General features: G+C 66.7%; 12 protein-coding genes. 3 read left to right on the forward strand and 9 right to left on the reverse strand.

Going from position 1 to position 13,485, the window contains the following annotated elements; all coding sequences use genetic code 11:
* Positions 1-13: 13 nt before the first annotated feature.
* From V5F75_RS18650 to V5F75_RS18690, 9 genes are all read right to left on the reverse strand, one after another.
* Complete coding sequence (locus V5F75_RS18650; protein WP_394035490.1) at positions 14-1,096, reverse strand: PLP-dependent cysteine synthase family protein; 1,083 nt, start codon at positions 1,094-1,096, stop codon at positions 14-16.
* Positions 1,093-2,619: a class I adenylate-forming enzyme family protein gene (locus V5F75_RS18655; RefSeq protein WP_394035492.1), complete on the reverse strand. Its 1,527-nt coding sequence runs from the start codon at positions 2,617-2,619 to the stop codon at positions 1,093-1,095. The genes V5F75_RS18650 and V5F75_RS18655 overlap by 4 nt, the downstream gene beginning before the upstream one ends.
* Positions 2,616-3,398 carry a VOC family protein gene (locus V5F75_RS18660; RefSeq protein ID WP_394035493.1) on the reverse strand — a complete coding sequence of 261 codons (783 nt, stop codon included), beginning with the start codon at positions 3,396-3,398 and terminating at the stop codon, positions 2,616-2,618. Before V5F75_RS18660 ends, V5F75_RS18655 begins: the two co-directional genes overlap by 4 nt.
* A gap of 11 nt (positions 3,399-3,409) precedes the next feature.
* Positions 3,410-3,829: a PaaI family thioesterase gene (locus V5F75_RS18665; protein WP_394035495.1), complete on the reverse strand. Its 420-nt coding sequence runs from the start codon at positions 3,827-3,829 to the stop codon at positions 3,410-3,412.
* Between the two features lie 9 nt (positions 3,830-3,838).
* Entirely contained in the window at positions 3,839-4,843 is a 1,005-nt protein-coding gene (locus V5F75_RS18670; protein ID WP_394035521.1) for a quinone oxidoreductase family protein, read from the reverse strand.
* 135 nt (positions 4,844-4,978) lie between these two features.
* Positions 4,979-5,956, reverse strand: a complete 978-nt coding sequence (locus V5F75_RS18675) for an ABC transporter substrate-binding protein (RefSeq protein WP_394035497.1) — start codon at positions 5,954-5,956, stop codon at positions 4,979-4,981.
* 50 nt (positions 5,957-6,006) lie between these two features.
* Positions 6,007-6,798, reverse strand: coding sequence for an ABC transporter permease (locus tag V5F75_RS18680; protein WP_394035499.1), 792 nt, complete (start codon positions 6,796-6,798; stop codon positions 6,007-6,009).
* A gap of 35 nt (positions 6,799-6,833) precedes the next feature.
* Complete coding sequence (locus tag V5F75_RS18685) at positions 6,834-7,571, reverse strand: ABC transporter ATP-binding protein (protein WP_394035523.1); 738 nt, start codon at positions 7,569-7,571, stop codon at positions 6,834-6,836.
* A 5-nt stretch (positions 7,572-7,576) separates the two neighbouring features.
* Positions 7,577-8,335, reverse strand: a complete 759-nt coding sequence (locus V5F75_RS18690; protein WP_394035501.1) for a GntR family transcriptional regulator — start codon at positions 8,333-8,335, stop codon at positions 7,577-7,579.
* 1,081 nt (positions 8,336-9,416) lie between these two features.
* Between V5F75_RS18690 and V5F75_RS18695 the strand changes: the two genes are divergently transcribed.
* From V5F75_RS18695 to V5F75_RS18705, 3 genes are all read left to right on the forward strand, one after another.
* Positions 9,417-11,534 (forward strand): TonB-dependent siderophore receptor, encoded by a 2,118-nt coding sequence (locus tag V5F75_RS18695; RefSeq protein WP_394035503.1) that lies wholly within the window; start codon positions 9,417-9,419, stop codon positions 11,532-11,534.
* A 5-nt stretch (positions 11,535-11,539) separates the two neighbouring features.
* The gene (locus V5F75_RS18700) at positions 11,540-12,802 is read left to right on the forward strand and encodes a PepSY-associated TM helix domain-containing protein (protein WP_394035505.1); all 1,263 of its coding nucleotides are present in this window, start codon (positions 11,540-11,542) and stop codon (positions 12,800-12,802) included.
* A gap of 89 nt (positions 12,803-12,891) precedes the next feature.
* Positions 12,892-13,476 (forward strand): hypothetical protein, encoded by a 585-nt coding sequence (locus tag V5F75_RS18705; protein ID WP_394035507.1) that lies wholly within the window; start codon positions 12,892-12,894, stop codon positions 13,474-13,476.
* The last annotated feature ends 9 nt before the right edge of the window (positions 13,477-13,485 follow it).

The raw sequence follows: 13,485 nt of genomic DNA on the forward strand, positions 1-13,485 counted from the left end.
GGAACGGAAGGGCTCAGGGGCGCGGACCGAACACGGCGTCGAGCCGCGCCTGATGCGGGGAAAGGTCGATGCCCTGGCCGGCGAGCCAGGCGTCGTCATAGAGGGTGGAATTGTAGCGCGCGCCGGAATCGCACAGCAGCGTGACGATGGAGCCGGCTTCGCCGCGCGCGTCCATCTCGGAGATGATGTCGAGGCAGGCGGAGATGTTGGTGCCGGTGGAGCCGCCGCAGGAGCGGCCCGTCACCGCGCTGACCCGGCGGGCGGCGGCGATGGAGGCGGCGTCCGGCACCGCCACCATGCGGTCGATGATGGAGGGCATGAAGGAGGGCTCGACCACGGTGCGGCCGATGCCCTCGATGGCGCTCTTGCAGGTCTCCACCCGTTGCACCGTGCTGTCCGCATAGTGGCGATGGAACACCGAGGCTTCCGGGTCGGCGACGCACAGGCGCGTGGGAAACTTGCGATAGCGGATGAAGCGGCCGATGGTGGCGGCGGTGCCGCCGGTCCCCGCGCCGCAGACCACCCACGCCGGCACGGGATGCGGCTCGCGCGACATCTGCGCGAAGATGCTCTCGGCGATGTTGTTGTTGCCCCGCCAGTCGGTGGCCCGCTCGGCGAATGTGAACTGATCCATGTAATGGCCGTTGATCTCGGCGGCGAGCCGGCGCGCCTCCTCCGAGGTGTTCCAGCCATCGATCAGGTGGGGCTCGCCGCCCTCGAAGGCGATGGCCGCCACCTTCTCCGGAGAGGTCTTGCGCGGCATCACGGCGATGAAGCGCAGGCCCAGCAGGCGGGCGAAATAGGCCTCGGAGATGGCGGTGGAGCCGGAGGAGGATTCGATGATGGTGGTGTCCGGCCCGATCCAGCCGTTGCAGAGCGCATAGAGGAACAGGGAGCGCGCCAGCCGGTGCTTGAGGCTGCCGGTGGGGTGGCTGGATTCGTCCTTCAGGTACAGCGTGATGCCCGGCGTGCGCGGCAGCGGGATGCGGATGAGGTGGGTATCCGCCGAGCGGTTGATGTCCGCCTCGATGCGGCCGATGGCTTCCGCCACCCAGGCGCGGTCGCGAATGGGGCGCGGGGGAAGAATGGTGTTCATGTCCGGCTCTGGGTGTCGTTGAGGTCCGCATCGGCCTGGCGCCTCAGCGCCGCGCGGTCGATCTTGTTGGTCGAGGCGAGCGGCATCTGGTCGAGGAACCAGATCCGCCGCGGATGCTGATAGGCGGGAGCATTGGCCAGCATATATCGCTTGAGCGCCTCCTCGCCGATGTCCGCCCCCGCCCGGCGCACCACGAAGGCCACCGGCTTGGCGCCCTTGATCTCGTCATCCACCGGCACGACGCAGGATTGAAGCACCTGCGGGTGTCGATCCAGCACTGCCTCCACCTCGCCGGGGAAGATGTTCTCCCCCCCGCACACGAACATGTCGTCGGTGCGCCCGAGGAAATAGTAGAAGCCCTGGTCGTCGCGGCGGAACACGTCGCCGGTGCGGTAGTATCCGTCGGCGGTGATGGGGGAGGAGACATCCGGCCGATTGTGATAGCCGAGCATGACGGCCGGGCTCTTCATCTCCAGCGCGCCGGCCCGAGGCGCATCGGGCCCCTCCAGCCGGACCTCGACCTGCGGATGGGGATAGCCCACCGAGCCCACGGGCGTCGCCAGCCCCTCGGGATGGCCGGCGAACACGATCGGCCCGCCCTCGGTGGTGCCGTAGGCGTTGATGATGCGGGCATTGGGCAGCAGCCTGCGGATCTGCTCGGAAAGCGCGTCCGTCACCGGCGCAGAGCCCATGCGCACGGTGCGCACGCCGGAGAGATCCGCATGGGCCAGAGCCTCCTTCTCCCGCAGCATCATGGCGATCATCGGCGGCACGGCGGTGAGAAACGTGCAGCCGTGGCGGCTGATCGCCTCGATGTAGGGCACGGCCTTGAACTGCGGCAGCATGACGGCGGTGGTGCCGGAGGCGCAGGCCAGCAGCGCCAGGGCGAGCGCGTTCATATGGTAGAGCGGGGCCGCGATCAGCATGCGCTCGCGGGAGAGATCGGTATCGCGCATGCGCGATCCGGCCACCCAGATGTGCGCGGCGTGGGAGAGCAGCACCCCCTTCGGGCGGCCGGTCGAGCCCGAGGTGTAGAGGCTGAGGGCGGGCTCGTCCGGGGCCGGCACCACCGGCTCGAACGCACCTGGGGCGAGCAGCGCGGAGAGGCTCGCGGCGCCGGTCCCGTCGAAATCGACGAAGGTGACGCCGGGAGGCGCTTCCGCGTTCAGCGCGGCGCGGCGCTCGGCGTCGTGAATGACGATGCGCGCCCCGCAATCGGCGATCACCTCGGCGATCCGCGACGGCGGAAACTTGAAGTTCACCGGCACCGGCACGATGCCCGCCCGCATGGCGCCCATGACGACCGCCACGTATTCGGGCCGGTTGGCGGCCAGGATGGCGACGCGGTCGCCGCGCAGCAGTCCCGCCCGCAGCAGGCCGCGGGCGACCGCATCGGCAAAGGCATCGAACGCGGCGCCGGTCATGACGGTGACGCCGCCTTCCAGGTCCAGGCCGATGAACAGCGGGTGATCCGGCGCATTGGTGCGGCAGACGAAGTCGCCGAGGTTCACGGGTGCGCTCATCGGCGGCTCCGGCAGGTCAGGTTCAGGAAAAGCGTCGGCAGGATCAGCGTGCCGACGGTTCGGGAATGCCGCTGCCAGATCGCGTCCCGGCGCGGCACCGCCCGCGCCTCGATCTCGTCGAGGCTGGAGAAGCGCAGGTGGGTGGTGAGGAAGTTGGCCTTGGGCCCCTGCACCACCTGCACCTCGGCATCGCCGAGCTCGAGATGCCACCCGGCCGCCAGCGGCCGGGCCGGCGCGCCGCAGGCGGCGGCCAGCCGCCGGGCCTCATCCTCGGCGTCGGGGCTCTCGATGACGAAGCGATCGATGCCGCAGAAGCCGTTGGGGTGGGTTTCCCACTCCGGCCGCCACACCAGTTCGGGCGTGAGGTGCTGGCAGAAATAGACCCGCCCGCCCGGAAACGCCTCCGGCGGCAGGCGCACGGTGCGGAAGCGGGCATCGTGGACGGCGCCCTCCACCTCCACCGGCCGCGAGAAGGCGACCGGCCCCACCGGGGCGAGCCCGGCGGCATCAAGGGTGGCGAAGGTGGCGTCGGCGTCATCGGTGCGGAACACGAGGCCATTGAGGCCCAGCGGGCTTGAGAGCACCTCCTGGCGCTGCGGGCCGGTTTCGGGAACGCCCACCAGCTCCAGATAGGCGCCGGGCGTCATCATCAGATGGTTGATGGACCCGAGCGAATGGTACCCGCGCGGCGTGAGCGTGAAGCCCAGCGCCGCGAACAGGTCCGCGGCCGCGTCCATGGACTTGAGGGTGTTGATCACCACATGGTCGAGCGCGGCCACGGGTCTTCTCCTCAGGCCTTGGGCGGGATCATGTAGACCCCGCGCCCGCTGGCGAGCAGCTTGCCGGCCTCGTCCAGGATCTGCGCCTCCGAAACGCAGAGCTGGCCGCCGAACTTGATGACCTTGCCCACGCAGATGAGATCATGCTGCATGGCCGCGCGGTGATAATCCACGCGCAGGTCCACAGTGGGCACGCCGCGCCCGGTCTTGGACACCAGCGCCCAGTCGGCGGTGAGGTCCACCAGGGTGGCGAGGATGCCGCCATGGGCATAGCCCTTCTCGGCATTCACCACCCATTCCGGCCGCCACTTGGCGCGCAGGCGGATGGTGCCCTCGCCCACCTCTTCCACGGTGAGGCCGAGCCATTGGTGGAACGGGCCCTTCAGCAGCAGGGCTTCCACCTGTTCCTTGGTCAGGGGGGTATCAGACATGGCGGCCTCTCAGGGGGTGACGACGATCTTGCCCATGACCTCGCGGTCGCGGATCATGCGCAGGCCCTCGGCGGCCTCTTCGAGCGGCAGAACCTTGTCCACCACCGGCTTCAGCTCGCCCGCCTGGATCATGTCCATGAGGGCGGAGAGGTTCTCGTGGTAGAAGGAGTTCGAGCCGACGACCTTGAGCTCGAAGCTCCAGATGTAGCGCAGGTCTTCCTTGGGGTCGTGGCCGGCGGTGGCGCCGCACACCAGGATGGTGCCGCCGCGCTTCACGCACTTCAGGGAGGGCGCCCAGGTGTCGCCGCCGGTGAAGTTCACCACCACGTCGACGCCGCCTTCATAGGTGCGGCGCTGGGGCTTGCCGTACTTCTCGATCGCCCACTTGGAGAAATCGGTGGTGCGGTAGTTCACGACATGGTCGGCGCCCAGTTCCTTCAGGCGGGCCATCTTGTCGTCGGAGCCGGCGCAGGCGATCACCTCGCAGCCCATCTGCTTGGCCAGCATCACGCAGCCGGTGCCTACCCCGCCGGAGGCGCCGAGCACGAGCACCTTGTCGCCGGGCTTGACGGTCTTGTGGGTCACCATCATGCGGTGCGCGGTGCCGTAGGCCACCGGCAGCGAAGCGGCGTCCACGAAGCTCACGTCCTTGGGCATCTTGATGAGCTGGCCGGCGGTGACGGCGCAATACTGCGCCATGCCGCCATCCAGCATCTCGCCCATCAGCCCCTTGGCGGGGTTGAGCGGGTTCACGAGAACGCGGTCACCCACGGCCCAGCCGGAGACACCCTCGCCCAGTTCCACGATCTCGCCGGCCATGTCGAGGCCGATGATGACGGGCAGCGGCACCTTGATGCCGGGCATGCCCTTCACCGTGAAGACGTCGTGATAATTGAAGGAAGAGGCGCCGACGCGGATGACCACCTCGCCCGCCTTGGGGGCCGGCACCGGATAGTCGTTCACGACGACAAGATCGCTCACGTCGCCGTGCTGCTTCAGCAGCAGGGCCTTCATGGTCTTGGGCAGGGTCTCGGGCATTCCACTTCTCTCTCTTGGGGATTTTCAAATCTTTGGACTTATTGGCCGCACGTCTTCAGCGGATGGGATCGGGGCACACTGGCCCCGTTCCCCACGTGATGGCCCCTTCCCTCACTTGATGGACTTGGAGGCCTCGTAGGGCGCGGGATCGAGGGCAGCGTCCGGCAGCGCGCCCTGCACCACGCCGACGCTCTTGAACACGTCGAACTCGGCCTTCAGCGAGGCGATGGCGGCGGGGTCCATGGTGACGGTATAGATGCCGTCCCACAGAGCGGCGTAGGCCTTGGCGTCCGCTTCCGGAATGTTGCCTGCAACCATGAGGGCCTTGGCGACGGCGGCCTTGTCGGCCTTGCCCGCGTCATAGGCATTGCGCATGGCGGCGATGACCTGGGCGGCGGCCTGAGGATTCTCCTTCAGCCACGCGTTGCGCATCAGGCCCACGCCGAGCACGGGCGGCGCCTCCTTGCCGGTGATCTTCTTCCACTCGGCGCGGAAGGTGGAGAGCGTGCGCAGCTTCATGTCCGGCAGGAGGGCGATGGTGACGGTGCGCAGGGCCGCGGCATCGATGTTCTTCTGGGCCAGGAACTGGGCGAGACGGGAATCGTTGCCGGGGACCGCCTCGAAATCGCTCGGCGACATGCCGTAATTCTTGACGAGGATGGCGGAGGTGATGGCCGCGGTGGCGCTTCCCGCCGGCGACATGCCGATCTTCTTGCCCTTCAGCTCCTCCATTTTCGTGATGGGGGAATCCGCCGACACGACGAAATCGAGGTCCGCCACCTGGGTGGCGAGCACGATGCTCATGGGCAGGCCTTCCGAGGCCACGGCGAAGGCGCTGCCGGCGCTGGCGCCGATGGCGAAATCGATGGCGCCGGCGGCCATGGCCTTGGTCGGCGCGTTCACATCGGGAAACTTGACGTACTCGACCTCAAGCCCCTGCTTCTCCATGAACTTTCCACTCTCGAGGAAGGAGCCGAAGCCGAGGCTGACGCCGGAGCTCCAGTATCCGATCCGCACCTTCGCGGCCTCGGCGGGCAGGACCGACAGGCCGACGGCAATCGCCGCGGCGAGAAGAGTAAGACGCTTCATAACAAGTCCCCTTAGGTGAAAGGTTGTTTTCGTCGTACTTTTCTTTTTGTTTAGGCCGACCGACGCTCCCTCCAGGAGAACAGATGCCTTTCAAGAGGCTTTAGAACGACCGCCTCGAGGACGATCATCAGGGCGACCAGGGTCAGCGTCCACGCGAAGACCTGATCTGTCTGCACGAGGTCAGCAGCCTGCCGGAGCCGATAGCCGATGCCGCTCGACGCGCCGAGCGTCTCGGCCACGATGCTCACACGGGCGCCGAAGCCGAAGGCGAGACGCGCGCCGGCGAAGAACAGGGGCAGGATGGTGGGCAGGTAGATCTTGGTGAGCACCTGCGCCTTGGACATGCGAAAGGTCTGGGCCAGCTCGATGTATTCGCGGTTCACCGTCCGCGTGCCCTGCCAGACGTTGGTCAGGATCAGCGGCATCGCCGTCATGAACACCACGAAGATGGTGGACCAGTTGGACAGGCCGAACCAGATGAGCGCGAAGATGGCCCAGATGGAGGACGAAACGGTGTTGATGATGACCAGCAGCGGCTCGAAGAACTCCCCGAAGGTGCGGCTGGCCCCCAGCACCAGGCCCAGCGCCCCCCCGACCACGGTGGCGATCGCGAAGCCCATGGCGATGCGATAGAAGGTGATGCCGAAATCGGCCCAGAAGCCCGACGTGACCACCAGCCGGGTCCACACGCCCCATACCTTCTCCGGGCTCGGCAGGATGAAGGCGGGAGCGTTGAGCGAGGCGAGCTGCCATGCGGCCAAAAGGCCGAACAGCAGCAGCATGCGCAGGCCGATCAGGCGCAGCCGGCGATCCTGGATCATCTGGAGTTGGGAGCGCGTCATGGCACCGGTTCTGCTGACGGGAGGGACGGGCGGGCTCACAGGGCGAGGCGCAGCTGGCGCACCTCTTCCGCGACCTCGGGCGACAGGGGGTTGCGCGGGTGCGGCAGGTCGATCCGCCGGGTTTCCTTGACGCGCCCGGGGCGCGGCATGAGCACCACGATCTTGTCGGCGAGCACCACCGCTTCCTCGACATCGTGGGTGACGAACACCACCGACATGCCCTTCAGGGCGGCGATGCGCAGCACCTCCCCGTGCATCTGCGAGCGGATGGAGGGGTCGAGCTTGGAGAAGGGCTCGTCCATCAGCAGAATGGAGGGCTCGGTGACGAGGCTGCGCCCGAGCGCGGCACGGGAACGCATGCCGCCGGACAGCTCATGGGGAAATGACTCGGCGAACTTCTCCAGCCCCACCAGTTCCAGCACCTGCATCACCCGCTCGCGCCGCCGGGCGCGCGGCACGCCGAACGCTTCCAGGCCCAGCGCCACGTTCTGGGCCGTGGTGCGCCAGGGAAACAGGCGATCCTCCTGGAACATGTAGGTCATGGAGCGCCAGTCCTTGAACGCGCTCGCCTTGGTGTCCTTCAGGTAGACCGTGCCCTGATCGGGCGAGACGAGGCCCGCCACGATGTTCAAGAGGGTGCTCTTGCCGCAGCCGGAGGCGCCCACGAGCGCCACGATCGAGCGATCCGGCACCTCGATGTCGATGTTCCGCAGAACCTCGAGCTGCTCGCCATCGCGCCGGGTGAAGGACTTGCCGACGCTCTCCAGTCGCACGACGCTCAACGCTCGCTCCCGATCACGCTCGAGGAGGACCCCACCGGGACCAGGGAGGAGGAGTCGCGCAGGCTGGCGATGACCTTTTCCATGGTCATCTCGCGGAAGGTTTCCACATGGCGGCGCGCCACTTCCGCGGCGGCGGCGGCGTCACCGGCGGTGAGGTATTCTATGAGCAGCACGTGATCGTCGGCGATGTTCGGCCGCACGCGCTGCACGCCGAAGCCGAGCGCGACGAGGCGGGTCATCTCATCCAGCAGGCTGGAAAGGGTGCGGCACAGGCGCTGGTTGCCGGCGGCCTCGGCGATGGCCATGTGGAAGCTGCGATTGGCCTCCAGGAAGAAGTCGATCTGGTTGCCCACGTCGATCGGCACCTTCACGCGGCACGCCTCCTCCAGCCGCTCCAGGTGCGCGCGGTTCACGCGGCCGGCGGCCCCTCGCGCCGCGAGCGGCTCCAGGACCATGCGCAGCGCGAACACCTCCTCCACGTCCTTCACGGTGATCGGCGCCACGCGATAGCCGTGGCGGGGCATGGAGACGACGAAGCCGTCCTGGATCAGCCGCTGGAGCGCGATGCGGCAGCTGGCCTTGCCGATCTCCAGCCGCTCCATCAGCTCCGCCTCGGTGAAGCGGGTGCCGGGCAGGAAACGGCACGACACGATCTCGCGCCGAAGCATGTCGTACGCCTGGTTACCCTTCAGGGTGGCGCTGGGCACTTCGAGCACCGCCGCCGAACCTGCCCCGTGGTCGTGATTCTCGCCCATGCTGATCACTCCTCAGCCGATCTGTGAGCAGCTTACGAAGAGGATTGGCACACTGAAAGGTCAAAGTGAGAGCAGCACGATTTTTAAAATATCATTTTAAATCAAATATATGATATTCCTCCGCCGCCAAAGTGGGCAGATATTGTGAGCTGCTTACAGTGAGATGCCCAAGGATCGTCCATTCGCGCAATGGCCGGCGCGCCGAGGAGGCGCCGTGCGCGAGGGCGGCGTCCACGCCAGCGCAAACCCGCTCCGCCAAGCCCCAGCGCAGGGCCGCATTTCCATGGACGCCCCTCGCCGCGTGGAGCGCGGCCGCGATGTGACGCGATGCGCGCCGTTTCAATCCACGCCGCCCGCATGGGGAGCGACGAGCCAGGCGCCGATGCGCGCGACCTCGCCGGTGTTTCAATCCACGCCCCCCGCATGGGGAGCGATTTGAGGAGATGAGGGAGCTATGCCGCGTCCAGCGTTTCAATCCACGCCCCCGCATGGGGAGCGACGCGGACTCTCTGGCCGACCTTGCCGGATACATTCGCGTTTCAATCCACGCCCCCGCATGGGGAGCGACGACCGAGATGCGCCTGTACGGCTCGAGAAGGCGCGAAGCGTTTCAATCCACGCCCCCGCATGGGGAGCGACCCCCGTGCCTGTAACAGGTTGGGCCAAACGGGAAAACAGAGGGTGGAGCGCGAACCTTCGGGGGCTCGGGATGCCGGTGGCGCGGAACGGGCGGACGCGTCGGATCGGATGCTGTCGCTTGAATGACCGGCAGGGCGCGCGAACGTTCCGGGCGGGATGCGTGCGCTTCGGGTTCGCGCGATCGATCGGAACCACAGGGGCCATCGACATCCCGCACCGGTCCGGCACCCACATGCTCCGCCCCGAACCGGCGACCCACGCCCAGTCGGTGGAATCCACGACATCGCCGCCGGCCACCAAGTCCGTCGTCCAGCGCTGACTGCCGGCCTCTTTCGAAATAGAAGAAATATAGATTAAGCACATTTGCGCCGCATTCCATTGCGGAAAAGAGCGTTTTGCCTATATTTCCGCTGAGTTAATTACATTTGCGCGGCGGAAAAATATGCGCGACCTGAAAAATAAACTTCTTTCTTCGGCGCACCTGCCGGCTGCACTCGGCGCACTGCTGGTCACGGCCGCAGCGGCCCAAGCTCAGCAGGCCGAGAACGTCGACCTGCCCGCGGTTGAGGTGCAGGCCAACACGGCAACGGCCTGGGGGCCCGTGGGCGGCTATGTGGCGACGAACAGCGCTGCCGGCACCAAGACGGACACGCCGCTCATCGAGACGCCACGCTCCATTTCCGTGGTCTCCAGCGAGGAAATGAGCGATCGCGGCGCGCAGAGCGTGGTCGATGCCGTCGGCTATACGGCTGGTGTCGTGACCGGCATCTATGGCTACGAGCCCCGGTTCGACGTCATCTACGTGCGCGGCTTCCCCACCACCCAGCTCGGCGACTACAAGGACGGCCTGCGGCAGGCGAACGGCTCATTCGCTTACTTCCGCACCGAGCCTTATGGCCTGGAGCGCATCGACATCATCAAGGGCCCGGCCAGCGTGCTCTATGGCCAGACGGTTCCCGGCGGCCTCGTGAACCGCATCTCGAAGCTGCCGACCGACAAGGCGTTCGGCGAGGCGGAGGTGCAGGTCGGCGATCCCGCGTGGTATCAGGTCGCGTTCGATTTCGGCGGGCCGGCGACCGAAAACGGATCGGTCCTCTACCGGATCACCGGCGTCGCGCGCAAGGCGGATGGCTCGGTCACCGACTCTCCCAACAATGAGCTTTACCTCGCGCCCTCGGTGACCTTCCGGAACGATTCCACCAATCTCACCATCATCGCCAGCATTCTGGACGCGAATGTGCCGGCGTCGAATTACTACCTTCAGCTCGGCCCCAGCGTGCCGCCGTCGCGTATTCCCGCATCGACCAACTTCAACGACATCGAGCAGACCCAGGAACAGATCGGCTACAAGCTCGAACATGAGTTCAACGATGTCTGGTCCGTTCGCCAGAACCTCAGGTATGGGCACATCGACGAGCACGCCTATTATGGCGAACTCTACGGCTTCATCTCGCCGCTGGTGATCGGGCGCTACCCCGTGAACCTCAAGGAGACGCTCGACACCTTTGCCGTGGACAATCAGGCGGAGGCGAAGTTCGCAACCGGCCCCGTGAACCACAGGGTGCTGTTCGGGCTCGACTATCTCTGGATGAACAACAACCAGGGCCTCGGCTACGGCGGCGTGAACGACATCACGCCCCTTTACCTGCTCATGCCCAACCTGCCGATGCACGCCATCATGCCGGCGATCAGCAGCACCACCGACATCACCACCAACCAGCTCGGCCTCTATGCCAGCGACCAGATGAAGTTCGGCGACGGCTGGCACTTCAACATCGGCGTGCGGCAGGACTTCGCTTCGCAGGACAATACCAACTCCTACTCGATCATCGGCCAGAGCCGCGATGACGATGCCTTCACGTGGCAGACCGGCCTGCTCTACGAATTCTCCAACGGCGTTGCACCTTACGCGAGCTACGCGACGTCCTTCCTGCCGTCCTCCAATGTCGATATTTCCGGCAACCTTCTCGCGCCGTCCTACGGCGAGCAGTATGAGGCCGGCCTCAAGTATCAGCCGACCTTCATGAAGGCGTTGTTCACGCTCGCCGCCTACCAGATCACCCAGACCAACTACGCCGTGGCGGTGCCACCCGCCAACCTTTACTATTCCTCGGTGGGCGATGTCCGGGTCCGCGGCATCGAGTTCGAGGCCTCCGCGGCGCCGTTGCCCGGCCTCGATATGACAGCGGCCTATACTTTCTCCAAGGGCGAGATCATCTCCTCCCTCGATCCCGCGACTATCGGCAAGGTCCCGGTGAACATGCCGGAAAATACCGGCTCCGTCTGGGTGAAGTACATGTTCCAGGATCAGGCGCTGAAGGGCTTCGGCGTGGGCGCTGGCGTACGCTACATCGGCGAGTTCTGGGCCGACAACACCAATACCTACAAGAACAAGGCACAGACGATGGTCGATGCCGCGCTCTATTATGAAAAGGACGCCTGGAAATTCCAGTTGAACGCGAAGAACCTCTTCGATGATGAAGTGGCGCTACTGAACGAGGGCTATTGGTACTGGACGGAGGGCCGCACCGTGCTGGCCTCCGCCAAGTACCGCTGGTGATGCCCATGGGCAGTGCAGGCGTGAACAGGAGGGTGGCGCGCAGCTTCACGCTGCGCCCGCTTCTCGTGTGGAGCCACCGCGTTCTCGGCCTCTCCACGGCACTGTTTCTGTTCATCGCGGGCCTCACCGGCAGCGTGCTGGCGTTCAACCAGGAACTGGACGAGTGGCTGAACCCCGCAGTCTACCGTGCCACGGCCGAGGGCATGCCCCTGCCGGCGGAGGAGCTGGCGCGGCGGGTGGAGGCGGGTCATCCCGACCGTTCCGTCTGGTACATGGACCTTCCGCGCGAGCCCGGCCGGGCGGCGCGCGTGGGGGCCACGGGGCGGCCCGACCCGGTCACCGGCATTCCGGTGGAGCTGGACAAGGACTGGTTCAGCGTCGACCCGGTGAGCGGCGAAATCCTCTCCGCGCGCCTGTGGGGCGAATGCTGCTTCTCGCGCGAACGGCTGATCCCGTTCCTTTATGAGTTTCACCACAACCTCAGCCTGCCCGGTGAATACGGCGTGGTGTTCATGGGGCTCGTCGCCGTGCTGTGGGTGATCGACAGCGTGGTCGGGCTGGCGCTGACCTTTCCGCGCGGGCGCCCGTTTTTCGCCAAATGGCGCGCGGCCTTCGGCGTGAAGGGTGGTTCCAGCTTCCGCCTCAACCTCGATCTGCATCGCGCGGCGGGCCTGTGGCTGTTCGTCGTGCTGCTGCTGGTGGCGGTCTCGTCCGTGGCCATGAACCTGCGGTACGAGGTGCTGGAGCCCGTCGTCAGCCTGTTCTCGCGGCTCACGCCGGGGCCGTTCTCGGGGCCGCCGGGAGAGAAGGCCAGCCCGCGCGTCCTGAGCTTCGACACCATGCTGGAAACGGCGCGCGAGGACGCGCGGGCGCGCGGCTGGAACGAGCCGCCGCACGAGGTCTTCTATTCCCCGCACTACAACACCTTCGGTGCGTCCTTCGGTGACCACGATGCCGCGCTCGGCCTGCGCTGGCTCTATTTCGACGGCGTCACCGCCAAGCCCACGGGGTCCATGATTCCCGGTGTCGGCACCGCAGGCGACATCTTCCTGCAGATGCAGCTGCCCATCCACGGCGGTCGCATCCTCGGCCTGCCCGGCCGCATCCTCATCGCCATCACGGGCGTGGCCATCGCAGGGCTTTCGGTGACGGGGGTGGTGATCTGGTGGAAGAAAAGGGCCGGGCGTGTCGGCCGCGCGCGCAAGGCGAAGGCTGGGGCGGCCACGACAGGCCGCACCGGACGCGGCCTGCTGTCACGCAGCGGTTGAATGCGGAAACGCGCGCGCCGCGGCGGTCCATGTCCGCTCCGCCCGGCGAGCCTCATCTGCGAATTCTGAAGGGAGCGCGGGGAAGTCCAATGTCGACTTTGCCTCTGGTCCAGGTGTCGCTGACGCTCGGGGGCGTCATCTCCATGCTCGCGGGTGTGCTCGCCCTGCGCCGCCGCTGGAAGCGCAGGGCGGATGCCGGGCCGCCCTATGTCGCGTTCGGCTGGCTGCTGATCCTGGCCGGCGGGGTTGCGATGGTGCTCGGCTGGAGGCCGGAACCGGGGCTCGCTTATGGGCTGATCGCCTTCTCGCTCGTGGGTTACCTCGTCGTGTTCACGGGCGGGGACTATGGATCCGCCCGCCTGCGGGCGACGCACGCGACATCCCTCGCCCCGCAGGCCCGGCGCACGAACTGGGGACGCGGCGCGGCCAAGGCGTTTCTCGCCATCGTGCTTTCGGGCGTCGCCGCCATCGGCCTCGGCATCGCGTTCGCGCTCGCGATGCCCCTCGAAATCCACGACCGCATCGTGCTCGGGGGGCTTCTGGTGCCGGTGCTGTGGGGCGCGGGGATGGCGTGGACGCTGTGCGACGCGAGGCTCTTGCGCGCCGCCTGCGCCCTGCTGGCCATCAGCGCCTTCGGCTATGGCGTGGCCTTCCTGCCCGGGCTGTTTTCATGATGGATAAGC

Source organism: Xanthobacter albus, from assembly GCF_043194895.2.
Lineage (GTDB): Bacteria > Pseudomonadota > Alphaproteobacteria > Rhizobiales > Xanthobacteraceae > Xanthobacter.